The sequence below is a fragment of the Anaeromyxobacter sp. K genome (assembly GCF_000020805.1).
Taxonomy (GTDB): domain Bacteria; phylum Myxococcota; class Myxococcia; order Myxococcales; family Anaeromyxobacteraceae; genus Anaeromyxobacter; species Anaeromyxobacter dehalogenans.
This window is the reverse complement of sequence record NC_011145.1, coordinates 2,368,999-2,386,799: the sequence shown is the minus strand read 5'-3', so window position 1 is coordinate 2,386,799 and position 17,801 is coordinate 2,368,999. Positions and strand designations below refer to the sequence as shown.

Sequence of the window (17,801 nt, the reverse complement as noted above, 5' to 3'; positions counted from 1 at the left end):
GAATGGCAAGCGCCGAGCTACCCCGCCGTGACGGGCGCGCGTGCCCCGCAAGCGGGGCATGGCCCGGAGACCACCCACGCGCCGCAGCCGCAGCGCCAGCCCGCGGGACCGGCCTCGGCGGGCGTGGCGCCGGCGAGCGGCAGGCGCATCCCGCAGCGACCGCAGAGCCGCTCCCCGGGCATCGCCGGCGTCCGGCAGTAGCGGCAGGTCACGAACACCGGCAGCGGCGTGCGCTCCGAGGCGGGGAGCTCCGCCCCGGTCCGCTCCACGTCCGGCGTCGGGGCCACGTCCACCTCGACCGGCGCGGCGAGCGTCGGCTCCAGCGCCTCCGCCAGCCCGTCCGGCGGCGACGTCGGGCCGAGCTCGGCCTCGCCCACCCGCGTCGGCTCCAGGCCGGGCACGGTCTCGCCCGGCGCCTGGACGGCCGCGAACCGCGTGGGCTCGAGACCGTCGATCGGGGACACCTCGTCGCCCGGCACGCCGTGGACGGCGAGGCGCTTGCCGCAGACCTCGCACTCGGAGCCGAGGGCCTGGGGATGGTCGCACACGGGGCAGACGATCATGCGCGCGGGATCATACCGCAGGCGGGAGGTGCGTGAGCGGGACGAAGCGGACGGGGAGGACGTCCTCGATCTCCTCGATCCCGTCCGCGCCGCGCTCCAGCACGCGGAGCACCTGGTCCGACTCCGCCTCACCCACCGGCAGCACCATCCGTCCGCCCGGCGCGAGCTGCGCCCGGAGCGCCGGCGGGACCCGCGGCGCGGCGGCGGTGACGAGGATGCGCTCGAACGGCGCAGCCTCCGGCCACCCCAGCGCGCCGTCGCCCTCGCGCAGGTGGACGTTGCCGAGGCCGAGCTCCTCGAGCAGCAGCGCCCGCGCCCGCCGCGCCAGCCCCGGGACGATCTCCACCGACCACACCTCGCCGGCGAGCCGCGCCAGCAGCGCGGTCTGGTAGCCGGAGCCGGTGCCGACCTCCAGCACGCGCTCGCGGCCCTCGAGCGCGAGCGCCTCGGTCATGAACGCGACCACGTACGGCTGCGAGATGGTCTGGCCGAAGCCGATGGGCAGCGGCCGGTCGGCGTAGGCCTCGGCCGAGAGGTCGGGCGGCACGAAGCGCGCGCGATCGAGCGTCGCGATCGCGTCGAGGACGCGCCGGTCGCGGATGCCCATGTGGCCGAGCCAGGCGGCGAGCTCCGTGCTCACGCCCGATGCTAGGCACTCCCGCGCCACGGCCGCGAGGTGGCGCGCCGCCGCCGTCCGCCAGGGCGAGCCCGCCGGGGGCGGCCGCGGCGCTAGCCCACCTGCGCCAGCGAGAGCCGCCCGGCCCAGCGGCCGGCGAGCGCCTCGCGCGCCGCGGCGTGCTCGGGGCGGGCCAGGTCGCCGTCGCGCTCCACCAGGCCGAACGCCTCCTCGCGCGCCTCCTCCAGGATGGCCTCGTCGCGGTAGAGGTCGGCGACGTCGAGCAGCTTCTGCCCGGACTGCCGGGTCCCGAGCAGCTCGCCGGGGCCGCGGATGCGCAGGTCCACCCGCGCGATCTCGAACCCATCCTGCGTCTCCTCCATGGCCCGCAGCCGCTCGCGCGCGTCGTCGCCGGCGCGGCGGAAGTGGGCGAGCAGCAGGCAGTGGCTCTTCGCCGCGCCGCGCCCCACCCGCCCCCGGAGCTGGTGCAGCTGCGAGAGGCCGAAGCGCTCGGCGTGCTCGACGATCATGACGCTCGCGTTGGGCACGTCCACGCCCACCTCGATGACGGTGGTCGCGACCAGCACGTGGACCTCGCCGGCGCGGAAGCGGTCCATGACCCGCTGCTTCTCCTCCGGCTTCATCCGCCCGTGCAGCAGCCCGATCTCGTGGCCCGGGAACACCTTCGCCAGGTCCGCCGCGCCGGTGGTGGCGTCGGCGAGGTCGGTCTTCTCCGACTCCTCCACCAGCGGGTAGACCACGTACACCTGCCGGCCCGCGTCCAGCTCGCCGCGCGCGAGCGCGTAGGCCGCCTTGCGCTGCGAGTCGCCGAACAGCCGCGTGGTCACCGGGGTGCGGCCCGGCGGCAGCTCGGAGATCTTGGACTGGTCGAGGTCGCCGTAGAACGCGAGCGCCAGCGTGCGGGGGATGGGCGTCGCGGTCATCACCAGCACGTCGGGGCGGCGTCCCTTGGAGATGAGCCCGGCCCGCTGCATCACGCCGAACCGGTGCTGCTCGTCCACCACCACCAGCCCGAGCCGCTCGAACCCCACCGCCTGCTCCAGCAGCGCGTGGGTCCCGACCGCGATGCGCGCCCTGCCCTCCGCCACCGCCGCGCGCGCCTCGCGCTGCCCCTTGCCGCGCGCGCTCGCGCCCACCAGCGCCACCTCGACCCCGCGCCCCTCCAGCCAGCGCGACAGCGTGCGCGCGTGCTGCTCGGCCAGGATCTCGGTCGGCACCATCAGCGCCGCCTGCCAGCCGGACTGGACCGCCAGCATCATCGCGGCGAACGCGACCGCGGTCTTGCCGCTGCCGACGTCGCCCTGCAGCAGCCGGTTCATGGGCTCGGGGTCGGCCATGTCCCGGGCGATCTCGGCGAGCGCGCGCTCCTGGGCGCCGGTGAGCCGGAAGGGCAGCGGCTCGACCGCGCGCGCGAGCGCCGCCGGCGAGGCGTCGAACGCGATCCCGGCCTCGGCCCGGACCCCGCGCCGCCGCAGGGCGAGCGCGAGCTGCAGGAAGAACAGCTCCTCGAACACGAGCCGCCGGAAGGCCGGCGTCACCCGCTCGGCGGCGCGGAGCGGGTCGGTGCCGGCGGGCGGGAAGTGCGCCTCGCGCAGCGCCTCGGCGCGGCCGACCAGGTCGCGGCGGGCGCGGATCTCCGCCGGCAGGTCGTCCACCGCCGCGGGCACGAGCTCGTCCACCAGGCGCTTCATCAGCTTGCGCAGCGCCGGGTGCTGGTAGTCGGCCGGGCCCGGGTAGACGGGCACGATGCGCCCGAAGTTCGCGGAGTCGCCCGCCTGGACCTTCTCCACCTCCGGCTGGCTCATCTGGCGCCGCGCGCCGAAGCCCTCGGTGACCTTGCCAGAGCAGAGCAGCGACTCTCCCGCCGCGAACTGCTTCAGGCGCCAGGGCGGCGGGTTGAAGAAGACGAGCTCGAGCGCGGAGCCGCCCTCCTGCACGCCGACCTTGAGCAGGGGCTTCCCGCTGCGCATGCGCTGGATGCGCACGTGGCTCACGGTCCCGAGCACGGTCGCCTCGTCCCCCACCCGCAGCTCGGAGATGCGGCGCAGCGCGGTGCGGTCCTGGTACGCGCGCGGCCACAGCTCCAGCGCAGCCTCGACCGTCTCGCGCCCGCGCTCCTCCAGCAGCGCCCGCGGCGCCGGGTGGACCCGCGGCAGGTCGGCGAGGCGCGTGGCGAGGCGGCGGCGGCGGGCGGCGCGCTCCTCCGGCGTGCGCGCGTCGGGGAGCGCGTGCCAGGGCGGATCCGGCGCGAGCGGGACCCGCGGGGCGGGCGCGTCCACCGGCGGCGGGGCGCTCGCGGCGGGCGGCGGCGCGGCCTGGCGTCCCGGGCGCGCGGCGGATCCCTGCGCCGCGCGCGGCTGGGCCGGCGCCGCTCGCGGCCGGGGCGACGCCGGAGACGCCGCCTGCGCGGCGGGCGGGGGCGCGCCGCCGGGGCGCGCCTCGGCCTCGACGCGCGCGGCCCGCGCCAGCGCGCGCAGCTCCTCGGGGACCGGGATGAGCGCCGCGACATCGGCGGCGATGCGCGCCAGCGCCTTGCGGCGCGCGCCGAGCGGGAGCGCGTCGAAGCCCTCCGCCTCCAGCTCCAGCCGGCGCAGCGCGGGCGAGTCGCCGGCCCCGGCCGCGCGGGCGCGCGCGACCGCGCCGCGCACCGTCTCGCCGAAGCCGGTGAGCCGGGGCGCGCCGGCGAAGCCGTCCTTCACCGCGAAGCGGAGCGGCGGCAGCAGCGCCTCGAGCGCGCGCGCGGCGGCGGCGCCGGGGAGGTCTCCCTCCTGGCGCGGATCCGCCGGGCCGCCCTGCTTGCGCTCCACGGCGGCGAGGCTACCAGCCGGGTCCGACTACTCGGACTCCGTCGGCAGCTCCTCCTCCACGAACGCGACCGACTGGATCTCGTACTCCTTCTCGCCGCCGGGCGAGCGCACCACCACCGTGTCGCCCTCGCTGCGCCCGATGAGCGCGCGCGCGATCGGGCTCGTGACCGAGATCTTGCCCTGCTTCAGGTCGGCCTCCAGCTCGCCCACGATGCGGTACGTCACCTGGTCGCCGGACTCGGCGTCCTCGAGCGAGACGGTCGCGCCGAACACCACGCGGTCGCCGGCGTGCTTGGTCACGTCGATGACCTCGGCGCTGGCGATCCAGTGCTCCACCTGCGCGATCCGGCCCTCGATGTGGCTCTGCTTCTCCTTGGCCGCGTGGTACTCGGCGTTCTCGGAGAGATCCCCGTGCGCGCGCGCCTCCGCGATCTCCTTCACGATCTTGGGACGCTCGACGCTCTTGAGCCGCCTCAGCTCATCCTTCAGCCGGACGAGGCCGCCCTTGGTCATGGGGACGCGTTGCATCGTTTCACCTTCCCGAAAAACGAGGACGGCCGACCCCGGGGATGCCCGGAGCGGCCGCGTTCCTCTTCCTTCACTAGAGCGCCTCGGAGGCGCTGTCAACGTCCCATCGGCCGGGCCCGGCCTCGCCGTCAGCCCCCGTGGTACTCCTGGATGGTGCGCACCGAGGGCGCGCCGCCCCGCGCGACCTCCATGGCGCCGACCGCCGCGCGCGCGCCGGTGAGCGTGGTGAAGTACGGCAGCCCCTTCATCAGCGTCTCGCGGCGGATCGAGTAGCTGTCCGCGATCTCCTGCTTGCCGGCGGTGGTGTTCACCACGAAGTGCACGTCGCCGTCGATGATGCGGTCCACGATCGACGGCCGGCCCTCGTTCACCTTGCGCACGCGGGTGGTCTCGATGCCGTGCCCGGCCAGGAACGCCGCCGTGCCGGTGGTCGCGAGCACCTCGAACCCGAGCTTCGCGAGCCGCCGCACGATGTCCACCACCGCGGGCTTGTCCGCGTCGCGCACCGACACGAACGCGCGCCGCCCCTCCCCGGCCACCGGCAGCGCGTTGCCCGCGGCCGCCTGCGCCTTGAAGAACGCGCGGTAGAAGTCGTCGGAGACGCCCATCACCTCGCCGGTGGACTTCATCTCCGGGCCGAGGACGGTGTCCACCCCGCGGAAGCGCGCGAACGGGAACACCGCCTCCTTCACCGAGGTGTGCCGCGGCCGCCGCGGGCCCGCCACGCCCGCCTCGGCGAGCGTCTTGCCCACCATGCAGAGCGCGCCCGCCTTCGCGAGCGGCAGGCCGGTGGCCTTGCCCACGAACGGCACGGTGCGGCTCGCGCGCGGGTTCACCTCGAGGACGTAGATGTCGTCGCCCTGGATGGCGAACTGCACGTTCATGAGGCCGATCACGCCCAGCTCGCGCGCCATCGCCACCGACTGGCGCTCGATCTCGGCGACGTGCGCGGGCGAGAGGCTGTAGGGCGGGAGCGCGCAGGCCGAGTCGCCGGAGTGGATGCCGGCCTCCTCGATGTGCTCCATCACCCCGCCCACGGTGACGTCGCGGCCGTCCGAGACCACGTCCACGTCCACCTCGGCCGCGTCCTTGAGGAAGCGGTCGATGAGCACCGGGCGCTCGTTGGAGGCCTGCACCGCCTCGCGCAGGTAGGTCTCGAGGTCGCGGTCGTCGTAGACGACCTCCATGGCGCGGCCGCCCAGCACGTAGGACGGGCGGACCATGGCCGGGTAGCCGATGCGGTGCGCCACCGCGAACGCCTCGTCGGCGCTGCGGGCCACCCCGTTGCGCGGCTGGCGCAGCCCGAGCTTCTCGATGAGCGCGGCGAAGCGCTCGCGGTCCTCGGCGCGGTCGATGGCGTCGGGGGCGGTGCCGAAGATGGGCACGCCGAGCGCGTGCAGCGGCACCGCCAGCTTGAGCGGCGTCTGGCCGCCGTACTGGACGATGAGCCCCTTCGGCTTCTCCACGTGCACGATCTCGAGCACGTCCTCGAGCGTGAGCGGCTCGAAGTAGAGGCGGTCGGAGGTGTCGTAGTCGGTGGAGACCGTCTCCGGGTTGCAGTTGACCATGATGGTCTCGAACCCGGCCTTCGACAGCGCGAACGACGCGTGCACGCAGCAGTAGTCGAACTCGATGCCCTGCCCGATGCGGTTCGGGCCGCCGCCCAGGATCATCACCTTGGGCCGGTCGGTCGGCGCCGCCTCGCACTCCTCCTCGTACGTGGAGTAGAGGTAGGGCGTGTAGGCCTCGAACTCGGCCGCGCAGGTGTCCACCCGCTTGAACACCGGGCGGACGCCGAGCGCGTGGCGCGCGTCGCGGACCTCCGCCTCCTTGCGGCCGGCGAGCTGCGCGATGCGCTTGTCCGAGAACCCCATCCGCTTCACCGCGCGGAACGCGTCGGCGCTGGCGGGGACGCCCCGGGCCAGCGTCCGCTCGGTGGCGACGAGCTCCTCCACCTCGCGCAGGAACCACGGGTCCACGTGCGTGATCGCGTGCACCTCGTCCACGCCCAGGCCGGCGCGGAAGCACTCCGCCAGCCAGAACAGCCGGTGCGCGCGCGGCACGCGCGCCTCGGCGCGGACGCGCTCCAGCTCGTCGGGCGCGTAGGCGTCGCCCGGCGCCTTGCCGAGCGGCGACTCCAGGCCGCAGCGGTCGATCTCCAGGCCGCGGATGGCCTTCTGCAGCGACTCCTGGAACGTCCGGCCGATGGCCATGACCTCGCCCACCGACTTCATCTGCGTGGTGAGGGTGTCGTCGGCGCCGCGGAACTTCTCGAACGCGAAGCGCGGCACCTTCGTGACCACGTAGTCGATGGTCGGCTCGAAGGAGGCCGGCGTGTAGCGGGTGATGTCGTTCTTGATCTCGTCGAGCGTGTAGCCCACCGCGAGCTTCGCCGCGATCTTGGCGATGGGGAAGCCGGTGGCCTTGGACGCGAGCGCGGACGAGCGCGACACGCGCGGGTTCATCTCGATGACCACCATGCGGCCGGTCTTCGGGTGGACGCCGAACTGGATGTTCGACCCGCCGGTCTCGACCCCGATCTCGCGGATGATGCGCAGGCCCGCCTCGCGCATCCGCTGGTACTCCTTGTCGGTGAGCGTCTGGGCCGGCGCGACCGTGATCGAGTCGCCGGTGTGCACGCCCATCGGGTCGAAGTTCTCGATCGAGCAGATGATGACGACGTTGTCCTTCCGGTCGCGCATCACCTCGAGCTCGTACTCCTTCCACCCGATGATCGACTCCTCGCAGAGGATCGTGTGCGTCGGGGAGAGCGTGAGCGCGCGCCGCGCCAGCGGCTCGAACTCCTCGAGGTTGTAGGCGACGCCGCCGCCCTCCCCGCCCATGGTGAAGCTCGGGCGGATGATGATGGGGAAGCCGATGTCGCGGGCGATGGCCCGCGCCTCCTCCCAGCTCGTGGCGTAGCCGCTCTTGGGCAGCTCCACGCCGACGCGCTCCATCGCCTCCTTGAACAGGAGCCGGTCCTCGGCCTTCTCGATGGCCTCGAGCGAGGCGCCGATGAGCTCGACCCCGTGCCGCGCCAGCGCGCCGTTGCGGGCGAGCGCCACCGCCAGGTTGAGCGCCGTCTGGCCGCCCAGCGTGGGGAGCAGCACGTCCGGCTTCTCGCGCGCCAGGATCAGCTCGGCGGTCTCCGGGGTGATGGGCTCGACGTAGGTGCGGTCGGCGAACCCCGGGTCGGTCATGATGGTGGCCGGGTTGGAGTTGAGGAGCACGACCTCGTACCCCTCCTCCTTCAAGGCCTTGCACGCCTGGGTGCCCGAGTAGTCGAACTCGCAGGCCTGGCCGATGACGATCGGCCCGGAGCCCACGATCATGATCTTCTTGATGTCCGTACGGCGCGCCATGGGACGCGGAACCTAGCACACACCGCCCCGCCGATGGGACCCCGCCGCGCGCCCGCGCCGCACCCGCCCGCCCGCCCGCCAGGACGGCCGGCTAGGCCCCGTGGGCCGCCTTCTCGCGGGCGGCCCGGGCCGCCTCCAGCAGCTTGCGCAGGCGCGGGAAGCGCTCGGCCATCGCCGCCACCATGGGCGCCGGGAACGCGACCGCCGTCACCGCGGTGCGCGCCACCAGGGCGGCGGGGCGGGCGCCCCCGAGCACCCGCCCCTCGCCGAAGCAGGCGCCCCGCTCGAGCTGGCCCAGGGCCTCGCCGCCGGCGAGCACCTCCGCCCGGCCGTCCATCATCAGATAGAAGCCGTCGTCGCCCTCGGCGGAGACCGTCTCGCCCGCCGCGGCGTCCACCGCGCGGGCGAGCTGGACGAGATCCCGGAGCGCGTCCGGGTCGAGCGACCGGAACAGCAGGCTCGACTCCACGAAGGCGGTGGTCGCGAGGTCTCCCCACACCTCCCGAGGCGCGTCCATGGCCGGCAGGCTAGCACACGCCCCCTCGTTCGGCGGGTCCGGATTCCGGCCGTACCCCCCCCCGAAAGCACGACGCCCCGCCCGGCCCGAGGCCGGCGGGGCGCCCGGTGCGTGTCCGCGCGGCTACTTCAGGCTCTTCGCCATCTCCGCGATGCGGTCGCAGCCCTTGTCGATCTGCTCCATGGAGGTGGCGAACGACAGGCGCATGTAGCCGGGCGCGCCGAACGCGGAGCCCGGGACCGCGGCCACCAGGTGCTTCTCGAGGAGCAGGTCGATGAGCTTGTCGTCGGTGCCGAGCGGCGCGCTCGCGCCGGGGGCGGTCCGCTTCAGCAGCTCGCCGACGTAGGGGAACGCGTAGAACGCGCCGCCCGGGTCGAAGCAGCGGACGCCGTCGATGGCGTTCAGGCGGCCGACGATGTGCTTGCGCCGCTCGTCGAACGTCCTGCGCATCTTCTCGACCTCGTCGCCCACCCCGGGGGCCGTCAGCGCGCCGAGCGCCGCCTTCTGCGAGATCGAGGCGGGGTTGGAGGTCGAGTTGTCCTGGAGCTTCTGCATGGCCGAGATGAGCGCCTGCGGGCCGGCGGTCCAGCCGATGCGCCACCCGGTCATGGAGAACGTCTTCGAGGCGCCGTTCACCAGCGCGACCTGTCCCTGCAGCGACGGGTCGAGGTCGAGGACGTTCTCGAACTTCCCGCGGTAGACGAGCTTGTCGTAGATGTCGTCGGAGACGACGAGGATCTCGGTGCCCTTCACGCAGGAGATCACCGTCTCGAGCGTGCGCCGGGAGAGCATCGCGCCGGTCGGGTTGGACGGGCTGTTCACGATGACGGCCCGGGTCCTCGGCCCGATCGCCTTGCGGATCTGCTCCGGGGAGGGATCGAAGCCGGTGTCCATGCTGGTCTCGACCAGCACCGGGACGCCGCCCGCCACCCGCACCATGTCCGCGTAGGAGACCCAGTACGGCGTGAAGATGACGACCTCGTCACCGTCGTTCAGCAGCGCCTGGAACAGGTTGTAGAGCGCGTGCTTGCCGCCGCAGGAGACCAGCACCTCGCTCGCCTTGTACGAGACGCGGTGCTCCTGCTGGATGCGGGCCGCGATCGCCTCGCGCAGCTCGACGATGCCGTTCGTGGGCGTGTACTTCGTGAAGCCGGCGTCGATCGCCTTCTTCGCAGCGTCCTTGATCATCGACGGCGTGTCGAAGTCCGGCTCGCCGGCGCCGAACCCCACCACGTCGATGCCCTTCGACTTCATCTCCCGCGCCTTCGCGGTGATGGCCAGGGTGGGCGACGGCTTGACCACGTCCAGCCGCTTCGCGAGCTTCATGGTTCCGTTCCCTCGGAGAGAAGGTGACCGCCGCCGTGCCTCCGCGGCGTGAAAAAAAGGGAATCGAGAATACCAGAACGGGTGCTCGCCGCCAGGGGCGTGCTGCGCGGCCGGCGGGCTTCCCCCGTGGGCGGCGGGCGCCGCGGATCAGCTGCGCGGCGGGCGGCCCAGCTTGCGCTGGAGCGCCTCGAGCACGTTCGCCGGCACCAGGCCCTCGACGTTGCCGCCGAACTGCGCCACCTCGCGAACCAGCCGCGCCGAGACGAAGAAGTAGTCCTCGCCGGTCATCACGAACACCGACTCGAACTCCGGCAGCAGCTTCTTGTTCATGTTCGCGAGCTGGAACTCGTACTCGAAGTCCGAGACCGCCCGCAGCCCGCGCAGCACCTTGGGGATGCCGCGCGTGCGGGCGTAGTCCACCATCAGGCCGTCGAAGGAGTCCACCTCGACCCGCGGATCGTTGCCCACGGCCTCGCGGATGAGCGCCTTGCGCTCGTCGACCGTGAACATGGGCGACTTCTGCGGGTTGTTCGCGACCGCGACGACGAGCCGGTCGAACAGGTTCAGCCCGCGCTGGATGATCGCGAGGTGCCCGTTGGTGAGCGGATCGAACGAGCCAGGGTAGATGGCGGCGCGGTTCATGAGGGGTGCGCAGTATCGCTCAGTCGCGCTGGTAGATCGAGATTCCCGTGCCGCCGTACGTGCGCCGATCCACCAGCGAGAGTGGACCGATCCGGTCCACGGGCGGCCGGCGGGCGTCGTGCTCGGCGACCGCCCGTCCCCCCGGCGCGAGCAGCGGGCCCAGCGCCGCCAGCGCCGCGTCCGGACCCTCCGCGTAGGGCGGGTCGACGAACGCCAGCGCGAAGCGGCCCGGCGCGAGCCGCGCCAGCGCCTCCGGCACCCGGCCGCGGACGACCTCGACGCGATCGGCCCAGCCGCAGGTCTCCGCGTTCCGGCGCAGCAGCTCCGCCGTGGGGCGATCCGCCTCGACGCACACGGCGCGCGCGCAGCCGCGCGAGAGCGCCTCGAGCGCCAGCGCGCCGGTGCCGGCGTAGAGGTCGAGCACGTCGCCGCCCTCGAAGAACTGGCCGAGCAGGTTGAACACCGCGCCGCGGACCTTGTCGCTGGTGGGCCGCGTCCCCTGCCCCTTCGGCACGGCCAGCCGCCGGCCGCGCGCGGTCCCGGCGATGATGCGCGTCACGCGCCGCCCTCGGTGAGCCGCGCCTCCAGCGCCCGCGCCAGCCCGCGCGCGCTGCCCGCCGCGCCGAGCCGCTCCAGGAAGTCCATCACCTCGACGTAGACCCGGGCCTCGCGCCGGTCCGCCTCGTCGGCGCCGCCGCCGAGCGGCGCCCGCGCGCGCGCCGCGGCCGCGCCCCCGTCCTCGCAGGCCTTCACCGGCGAGCCCGCGAGCAGCCCGAGCAGCGGGCGGGACACCGGCCCGCGGCGCACGACGGGCACGCCGGCGAGCGCCGCCGAGAGCCGCGCCAGCGCGCCCACCTGGGCGCGCGCGTCCTCCGGGCCCGAGGGCGCCGGGCAGCGCACGCTCGCCACGTCGGGCGGGGCGCCGCACGCCGCGAGCGCCTCGAACAGCACCGCGGCCTGCCGCGCCGCCGGGACGCCCGGGTCGATCGGCACCACGCAGTCCACGCACACCCCGCGCTCCAGCGCCCCCGCCGCGACCTCGGCGAGCACGCGCGCGCGCTCCTCCGCGGCCACCTCCGCCGCGTCGATCGCGAGGTGCGTGAGCCCCGCGTCCACCAGGCGCCACGCCTCCTCGCAGGCGCGGTCCACCTGCATGGCCGCCTCGCCCTCCACCCGCACCTCGGCGGACAGGAAGATGGGCAGCCCCGCCGCGACCTCGTCGGCCGCGGCGGTGACGGTCGCGAACCAGGGCTCCGGCGCCGTGCCGGCCGGCAGCGCCAGGCCGAGCGCGCTGCCCAGCTCCTTCGCGGCGACCAGCGCGGCCCGGGCCACCGCGGCGGAGGGCGCGGCCACGAGCGGGAGCGCCGTCCCGAGCTCCACCGCCGGGCCCATCAGCTCGCGCAGCGAGAGCGGGCAGGCGCCGCTGCGCGGCGGCAGGCGTCCGAGCACGCCGGGCGGACGGAACGCGAGGATCCGCGAGAGCACGCCCGGTTCATAGCACGCGAGCGCCCGGCCGGCGGGTCGCGGACGGCGCGTCCGCTTGACGGGATGCTCATCCGTTAACTAGGATGCGCATTCCGTTATGACGGACATCCATCCAGCAGAGCTCCGGCGCCCCCTGGCGCACCTCGACTGGCTCGAGGCCGAGGCGATCCACGTGCTGCGCGAGGTGGCCGGGCAGTGCGCGAACCCCGCGCTGCTGTTCTCCGGCGGCAAGGACTCGGTCTGCCTGCTGCGCCTCGCCGAGAAGGCGTTCCGACCCGCGCGCTTCCCCTTCCCGCTGCTCCACATCGACACCGGCCACAACTACGCCGAGGTGATCGCGTTCCGCGACCGCCGCGCCGCGGAGCTCGGCGAGCGGCTGGTGGTGCGGTCGGTGGAGGACTCGATCCGCGAGGGCAAGGTGGTGCTGGCCCGGCCGGACGAGCCGCGCAACCGGCACCAGTCGGTCACGCTGCTCGACGCGATCGCCGAGCACGGGTTCGACGCCTGCATCGGCGGGGCGCGCCGCGACGAGGAGAAGGCCCGCGCGAAGGAGCGGGTCTTCTCGTTCCGCGACGACCTCGGCCAGTGGGATCCCAAGCACCAGCGGCCCGAGCTGTGGAGCCTCTACAACGCGCGGATCCGCAAGGGCGAGCACATCCGGGCGTTCCCCATCTCCAACTGGACCGAGCTCGACGTCTGGCAGTACATCGCGCGCGAGCGGCTGGAGCTGCCTTCGATCTACTTCGCGCACCGCCGCCCGGCGGTGCGGCGGGGCGGCGCGCTGGTCCCGGTGACCGACGTCACGCCGCCGCGCCCGGGCGAGCGGGTCGAGGTCGTCTCGGTCCGGTTCCGCACCGTCGGCGACATCACCTGCACCGCGCCGGTCGAGTCCACCGCCGCGACGCTGGAGGAGATCGTCGCCGAGACCGCCACCACCACCGTCACCGAGCGCGGCGCGACGCGCCTCGACGACCAGACCTCGGACGCCTCGATGGAGCAGCGCAAGAAGGAGGGCTACTTCTAGTGTCCACCGCCACCGCCGCCGCGGCCGGCCCCGCGAACGTCCCCTCCCCCGCCCCGGCGGCCGCCCTCCGCGAGGAGGGGCTGCTGCGCTTCCTCACCTGCGGGAGCGTGGACGACGGGAAGAGCACGCTCATCGGCCGCCTGCTGCACGACACCCGCTCGATCCTGGCCGACGCGCTGAGCGCCATCGAGCGCACCTCGCGCCGCCGCGGCCTGGAGGCGGTGGACCTGTCGCTGCTCACCGACGGCCTGCAGGCCGAGCGCGAGCAGGGCATCACCATCGACGTCGCATACCGCTACTTCTCCACCGGCGCGCGCAAGTACATCATCGCCGACGCGCCCGGTCACGAGCAGTACACGCGCAACATGGTGACCGCCGCGTCCACCGCCCACCTCGCGCTGGTGCTGGTGGACGCGCGCAAGGGCGTGGTCACGCAGACGCGCCGCCACGCGGTCATCGCGCACCTGGTGGGCATCCGCCACCTCGTGTTCGTGGTGAACAAGCTCGACCTGGTGGGCTGGTCCGAGGAGGTGTTCGCGCGCATCGAGGCGGACGCCCGCGCCTTCGCCGCCCGCCTCGGCATCCCCGACGTCCGCTTCGTCCCCATCTCCGCGCTGCACGGCGACATGGTGGTGGAGCGCGGCGCGAACCTCGGCTGGTACCGCGGCCCGACGCTGCTCGAGGTGCTGGAGCGGGCGCCCGCGGCGCACGACGCGCCCGGCGAGCGCTTCCGCTTCCCGGTGCAGTGGGTCTGCCGCCCGCACACGCGCGAGCACCACGACTTCCGCGGCTTCGCCGGCCGGGTGGAGTCCGGCGCGGTCGCCGTCGGCGACGCGGTGCAGGTGCTCCCGTCCGGCCGCACCACCCGCGTGAAGGGGATCCGGGTGGGCGACGAGCGGCTCGCCTCGGCGCGGGCCGAGCAGTCGGTGATGCTCACGCTGGAGGACGAGGTGGACGTCTCGCGCGGCGACCTGCTGGTCCACGCTGGCGAGGGGCCGGAGCCCACCCGCACCGTGGACGCCCTGGTGTGCTGGCTCTCCGAGCGGCCGCTCTCGCCGGCGCGGCGCTACCTGGTCCGGCACACCACCCGCGAGACGCGGGCGCAGGTGAGCGAGATCGCCTGGCGCCTCGACCTCTCCGCGCTGGAGCGGGTGCCCGCCGACGGGCTCGCCATGAACGACATCGGCCGGGTGACGCTGCGGCTCGCGCACCCGGTCGCGCCCGACCGCTACGCCGACGCCCGCGCCACCGGCGCGTTCGTGGTGATCGACGAGGCGACCAACGACACAGTGGGCGCGGGGATGATCCAGTGAGCGAGCCGATCGCGCAGGAGCTGGCGGCGCTGGCGGCGCGCCACGAGGGCGGCCAGCCGGAGGCGATCCTGGCCGCCGCGGCGGAGCGGTTCCCCGGGCGCGTCGCGCTCGCGTGCAGCTTCGGCGTCGAGGACTGCGTGCTGGTGGACGCGGTCGGCCGCGCGCGGCTGCCCATCGAGATCTTCACCATCGACACCGGCTTCCTGTTCGCCGAGACCTATGCGCTGTGGAGCCGGCTGGAGGAGCGCCACGGGGTCCGGATCCGCGCGGTGAAGGGCGACGCGCCGGCGGTGGTTCCGGCCGGCGAGCCGCCGCCGTGGGAGCGCGACCCGGACGCCTGCTGCGACGTCCGCAAGGTGCGGCCGCTGCGGGCGACGCTCGCCGCGCTCGCCCCCACCGGCGCGTGGGTCACCGGCATCCGCCGCGACCAGACGCCGGATCGCGCCGGCGCGCGGGTGTTCGAGTGGGACGCGCGGTTCGGCCTCGCGAAGGTGAACCCGCTCGTCGCCTGGACGTCCGAAGACGTGTGGCGCCACGCGCGCGCGCACCAGGTCCCCACCAACCCGCTGCACGACCAGGGCTACCCGTCCATCGGCTGCGCCCCCTGCACCAGCCCGGTCCGCCCCGGCGAGGATCCGCGGGCCGGCCGCTGGCGCGGGCGCGAGAAGACCGAGTGCGGGCTGCACGTCCGCCCCGCCGGCGGGGAGCCGCGGCGGTGACTCCCGTCGCGGCGGCGGTCCCGGCGCGCCGGCGGCGGCACGTGCTGCCCGGCTTCGGCCTCTCCACCGGGTTCACCGTCGCCTACCTCTCGGCGGTGGTGCTGATCCCGCTCTCCACCCTGGCGCTCCGCGCGTCCACGCTCAGCTGGGCGCAGGCGTGGGCGGTGGCCGCCTCCCCGCGCGCGCTCGCGTCCTATCGCCTGAGCTTCGGCGCCTCGCTCGCCGGCGCCGCGGTGAACGTGGTGTTCGGCGTGCTGGTGGCGTGGGTGCTGGCGCGGTACCGCTTCCCCGGCCGCTCGCTGGTGGACGCGGTGGTGGACCTGCCGTTCGCGCTGCCCACCGCGGTGAGCGGCATCGCGCTCACCGCCGTGTACGCGCGGAACGGCTGGCTGGGCGGGATCCTCGAGCCGCTCGGCGTGAAGGCGACGTTCTCGCCGCTCGGCGTCGCCATCGCGCTGACGTTCATCGGGCTCCCGTTCGTGATCCGGACCGTCCAGCCGGTGCTGGAGGATCTCGACGCCGACGTGGAGGAGGCGGCGGCCACGCTCGGCGCGGGCCGCTGGGCCACGTTCCGTCACGTGATCCTCCCGGCGCTCCTCCCCGCCGCGCTGACCGGCTTCGCGCTCTCGTTCGCGCGCGGGCTCGGCGAGTACGGGTCGGTGGCGTTCATCTCCGGGAACATGCCGCTGCGCACCGAGATCGCGCCCCTGCTCATCATGACGCGCCTCGAGCAGTACGACTACGCCGGGGCCTCGGCGATCGCGTGCGTGCTGCTGGCCGCCTCCTTCGCGCTGCTCCTCGCCATCAACCGGCTGCAGGCCTGGACCCGCGCGCGCACGGGAGAGGCATGAGCCCGGCGCTCGCCCGCGCGGCGGATCCGGCCCGGACCCCCGCGCCCGCCCCCCCGGCCCCCCGGCTCGCCGCGCCGCGCCCCGCCCGGCCGCGGCGCGCGACCGAGGACCCGCCGCTCGTCAAGTGGACGCTGATCGTCGCCGCGCTCGCGTTCCTGGCCGCGTTCGTGCTCGTGCCGGCCGCGGCGGTGCTGTGGGAGGCGCTGCGCGGCGGCGCCGAGGTGTGGTGGAGCGCGGTGTCGGATCCGGACGCGCTCGCCGCCATCCGCCTCACGCTGCTGGTGGCCGCCATCGCGGTCCCGCTGAACGCGATCTTCGGCATCGCCGCCGCCTGGTCGGTGACCCGCTTCCGGTTCCGCGGCAAGAGCGTGCTGGTGTCGCTGGTGGACCTGCCGTTCGGCGTCTCGCCGGTGATCTCCGGGATGGTGACGGTGCTGCTGTTCGGGGCGCAGGGCTGGCTCGGCCCGTGGCTCGACGCGCACGGCCTGAAGGTGGTGTTCGCGGTCCCCGGCATCGCGCTCGCGACGGTGTTCGTGACGTTCCCGTTCGTGGCCCGCGAGCTCATCCCGTTCATGGAGGCGCAGGGCGTCGAGGAGGAGGAGGCGGCGCTCGTGCTCGGCGCGAGGGGCTGGCAGATCCTCCGGCACGTCACGCTGCCGAACGTGAAGTGGAGCCTGCTCTACGGCCTGATCCTCTGCAACGCCCGGGCGATGGGCGAGTTCGGGGCCGTGTCGGTGGTCTCCGGGCACATCCGCGGGGTGACCAACACCCTCCCGCTCCACGTCGAGATCCTCTACAACGAGTACGCCTTCCGCGCCTCGTTCGCGGTCGCGTCGCTCCTGTTCCTCCTCGCGCTGATCACGCTCGTCGCCAAGAAGGCGCTCGAGTGGAAGCAGCGGTCTGCGCGGGCCACGGCCCGCCGGAGCCACGCATGAGCATCCAGATCACCGGCCTCTCGAAGTCGTTCGACGCGAACCCCGTCCTCCGCGACGTCGACCTGGAGATCCCCGAGGGCGAGCTGGTCGCGCTGCTCGGCCCGTCCGGCTGCGGCAAGACCACGCTGCTGCGCATCCTGGCCGGCCTCGAGTCGCCGGACGCCGGCGAGGTGCGCCACGCCGGCGAGGACGTCGGCGCGCGCTCGGCCCGCGAGCGCAACGTGGGGCTCGTGTTCCAGCACTACGCCCTGTTCCGCCACATGACCGTCGCCGAGAACGTCGGCTTCGCGCTGCGCGTCCGCAAGCGGCCGCGGGCCGAGGTGACGGCGCGGGTGGACGAGCTGCTCTCGCTGGTGCAGCTCGACGGGCTCCGCGGGCGCTACCCGCACCAGCTCTCCGGCGGGCAGCGGCAGCGCGTCGCGCTGGCCCGCGCGCTCGCCACCGCGCCGCGCATCCTGCTCCTCGACGAGCCGTTCGGCGCGCTCGACGCGCGCGTGCGGCAGGAGCTGCGCCGCTGGCTGCGCCGCCTCCACGACGAGCTGCACGTGACGAGCGTGTTCGTCACGCACGACCAGGAGGAGGCGTTCGAGGTCTCGGACCGGGTGGTGCTGATGAACGCCGGCCGCATCGAGCAGGTGGGCACCCCGGCGCAGGTCTTCGAGGAGCCGGCCAGCCCGTTCGTCATGCGGTTCCTCGGGGCGGTGAACGTGTTCCAGGGCCGGGTGGACGGCAACCGGACCTGGGTGAACGACCTCGAGTTCGCGGCGCCCGGCACCTCCGGCGGCGCCGGCGCCGTCCGCACGAGCGCGCACGTCTACGTCCGGCCCCACGAGCTGGAGATCCACCGGGCCCGGATCCCGGGCAGTTTCGAGGCGCGGGTGGTCCGCCTGGTGCCGCTCGGCGCCGCGGTCCGCGTGGAGCTGAGCGCACCCGGCTTCGGCAAGGCGGTCGAGGCCGAGCTGGACGTCCGCAAGAGCGAGGCGCTCGGGCTCGCGCCCGGCGACCCGGTCCACCTCTCGCCGCGGCGCGTGCGGGTGTTCCCGGCCGCGGACGGCGAGGCGGACAGCCTCACCGCCAGCGGCCTGTAGGAGG

The 17,801-nt window shown here is 74.5% G+C and carries 16 protein-coding genes; 6 read left to right on the top strand and 10 right to left on the bottom strand.

All coding sequences use genetic code 11. The features are described 5' to 3' along the window. Nucleotides 1-17 precede the first annotated feature (17 nt). The 10 genes from ANAEK_RS10650 to ANAEK_RS10605 all read right to left on the bottom strand — a co-directional run bounded on the left by ANAEK_RS10650 (nucleotide 18) and on the right by ANAEK_RS10605 (nucleotide 11,867). Nucleotides 18-563, bottom strand: coding sequence for a hypothetical protein (locus tag ANAEK_RS10650; protein ID WP_012526150.1), 546 nt, complete (start codon nucleotides 561-563; stop codon nucleotides 18-20). A gap of 10 nt (nucleotides 564-573) precedes the next feature. Then, nucleotides 574-1,170 carry a protein-L-isoaspartate(D-aspartate) O-methyltransferase gene (locus tag ANAEK_RS10645; RefSeq protein WP_049778447.1) on the bottom strand — a complete coding sequence of 199 codons (597 nt, stop codon included), beginning with the start codon at nucleotides 1,168-1,170 and terminating at the stop codon, nucleotides 574-576. A gap of 122 nt (nucleotides 1,171-1,292) precedes the next feature. Next, nucleotides 1,293-4,007: an ATP-dependent DNA helicase RecG gene (gene recG / locus ANAEK_RS10640; protein WP_012526148.1), complete on the bottom strand. Its 2,715-nt coding sequence runs from the start codon at nucleotides 4,005-4,007 to the stop codon at nucleotides 1,293-1,295. Between the two features lie 27 nt (nucleotides 4,008-4,034). Further along, entirely contained in the window at nucleotides 4,035-4,535 is a 501-nt protein-coding gene (gene greA, locus ANAEK_RS10635) for a transcription elongation factor GreA (RefSeq protein ID WP_012526147.1), read from the bottom strand. Between the two features lie 128 nt (nucleotides 4,536-4,663). Beyond that, nucleotides 4,664-7,897: a carbamoyl-phosphate synthase large subunit gene (carB, locus tag ANAEK_RS10630; protein ID WP_012526146.1), complete on the bottom strand. Its 3,234-nt coding sequence runs from the start codon at nucleotides 7,895-7,897 to the stop codon at nucleotides 4,664-4,666. Nucleotides 7,898-7,988: 91 nt separating this feature from the next. Further along, entirely contained in the window at nucleotides 7,989-8,414 is a 426-nt protein-coding gene (locus tag ANAEK_RS10625; protein WP_012526145.1) for a cyclic nucleotide-binding domain-containing protein, read from the bottom strand. Nucleotides 8,415-8,537: 123 nt separating this feature from the next. Continuing rightward, the gene (locus ANAEK_RS10620; RefSeq protein ID WP_012526144.1) at nucleotides 8,538-9,740 is read right to left on the bottom strand and encodes a pyridoxal phosphate-dependent aminotransferase; all 1,203 of its coding nucleotides are present in this window, start codon (nucleotides 9,738-9,740) and stop codon (nucleotides 8,538-8,540) included. A 147-nt stretch (nucleotides 9,741-9,887) separates the two neighbouring features. Further along, nucleotides 9,888-10,382, bottom strand: a complete 495-nt coding sequence (gene coaD / locus ANAEK_RS10615; protein WP_012526143.1) for a pantetheine-phosphate adenylyltransferase — start codon at nucleotides 10,380-10,382, stop codon at nucleotides 9,888-9,890. 19 nt (nucleotides 10,383-10,401) lie between these two features. Then, the gene (gene rsmD / locus ANAEK_RS10610; protein ID WP_012526142.1) at nucleotides 10,402-10,941 is read right to left on the bottom strand and encodes a 16S rRNA (guanine(966)-N(2))-methyltransferase RsmD; all 540 of its coding nucleotides are present in this window, start codon (nucleotides 10,939-10,941) and stop codon (nucleotides 10,402-10,404) included. Beyond that, nucleotides 10,938-11,867, bottom strand: a complete 930-nt coding sequence (locus tag ANAEK_RS10605; RefSeq protein ID WP_012526141.1) for a hypothetical protein — start codon at nucleotides 11,865-11,867, stop codon at nucleotides 10,938-10,940. Before ANAEK_RS10605 ends, rsmD begins: the two co-directional genes overlap by 4 nt. Before the next feature lie 97 nt (nucleotides 11,868-11,964). On the opposite strand from ANAEK_RS10605, the gene cysD reads away from it, so the two are divergent. From cysD to ANAEK_RS10575, 6 genes are read left to right on the top strand one after another with little or no spacing between them, the layout of a single operon-like run. Further along, nucleotides 11,965-12,891: a sulfate adenylyltransferase subunit CysD gene (gene cysD / locus ANAEK_RS10600; RefSeq protein WP_012526140.1), complete on the top strand. Its 927-nt coding sequence runs from the start codon at nucleotides 11,965-11,967 to the stop codon at nucleotides 12,889-12,891. Then, nucleotides 12,891-14,204, top strand: a complete 1,314-nt coding sequence (locus ANAEK_RS10595; protein WP_012526139.1) for a sulfate adenylyltransferase subunit 1 — start codon at nucleotides 12,891-12,893, stop codon at nucleotides 14,202-14,204. Before cysD ends, ANAEK_RS10595 begins: the two co-directional genes overlap by 1 nt. Then, nucleotides 14,201-14,923 (top strand): phosphoadenylyl-sulfate reductase, encoded by a 723-nt coding sequence (locus ANAEK_RS10590; protein WP_012526138.1) that lies wholly within the window; start codon nucleotides 14,201-14,203, stop codon nucleotides 14,921-14,923. Before ANAEK_RS10595 ends, ANAEK_RS10590 begins: the two co-directional genes overlap by 4 nt. Next, on the top strand, nucleotides 14,920-15,774 hold the full coding sequence (cysT, locus tag ANAEK_RS10585) for a sulfate ABC transporter permease subunit CysT (RefSeq protein WP_012526137.1): 855 nt from the start codon (nucleotides 14,920-14,922) through the stop codon (nucleotides 15,772-15,774). The genes ANAEK_RS10590 and cysT overlap by 4 nt, the downstream gene beginning before the upstream one ends. Next, a complete protein-coding gene (gene cysW / locus ANAEK_RS10580; protein WP_012526136.1) occupies nucleotides 15,771-16,709 on the top strand; it encodes a sulfate ABC transporter permease subunit CysW in 939 nt (312 codons plus the stop codon). The genes cysT and cysW overlap by 4 nt, the downstream gene beginning before the upstream one ends. Beyond that, on the top strand, nucleotides 16,706-17,797 hold the full coding sequence (locus tag ANAEK_RS10575) for a sulfate/molybdate ABC transporter ATP-binding protein (RefSeq protein WP_012526135.1): 1,092 nt from the start codon (nucleotides 16,706-16,708) through the stop codon (nucleotides 17,795-17,797). Before cysW ends, ANAEK_RS10575 begins: the two co-directional genes overlap by 4 nt. The last annotated feature ends 4 nt before the right edge of the window (nucleotides 17,798-17,801 follow it).

What these genes read in the sequence shown, in the direction of transcription:
- ANAEK_RS10650 (WP_012526150.1), bottom strand. Translation starts at nt 563, where the DNA reads ATGATCGTCTGCCCCGTGTGCGACCATCCCCAGGCCCTCGGCTCCGAG.
- ANAEK_RS10645 (WP_049778447.1), bottom strand. Translation starts at nt 1,170, where the DNA reads ATGGGCATCCGCGACCGGCGCGTCCTCGACGCGATCGCGACGCTCGAT.
- greA (WP_012526147.1), bottom strand. Translation starts at nt 4,535, where the DNA reads ATGCAACGCGTCCCCATGACCAAGGGCGGCCTCGTCCGGCTGAAGGAT.
- carB (WP_012526146.1), bottom strand. Translation starts at nt 7,897, where the DNA reads ATGGCGCGCCGTACGGACATCAAGAAGATCATGATCGTGGGCTCCGGG.
- ANAEK_RS10625 (WP_012526145.1), bottom strand. Translation starts at nt 8,414, where the DNA reads ATGGACGCGCCTCGGGAGGTGTGGGGAGACCTCGCGACCACCGCCTTC.
- ANAEK_RS10620 (WP_012526144.1), bottom strand. Translation starts at nt 9,740, where the DNA reads ATGAAGCTCGCGAAGCGGCTGGACGTGGTCAAGCCGTCGCCCACCCTG.
- coaD (WP_012526143.1), bottom strand. Translation starts at nt 10,382, where the DNA reads ATGAACCGCGCCGCCATCTACCCTGGCTCGTTCGATCCGCTCACCAAC.
- cysD (WP_012526140.1), top strand. Translation starts at nt 11,965, where the DNA reads ATGACGGACATCCATCCAGCAGAGCTCCGGCGCCCCCTGGCGCACCTC.
- cysW (WP_012526136.1), top strand. Translation starts at nt 15,771, where the DNA reads ATGAGCCCGGCGCTCGCCCGCGCGGCGGATCCGGCCCGGACCCCCGCG.
- ANAEK_RS10575 (WP_012526135.1), top strand. Translation starts at nt 16,706, where the DNA reads ATGAGCATCCAGATCACCGGCCTCTCGAAGTCGTTCGACGCGAACCCC.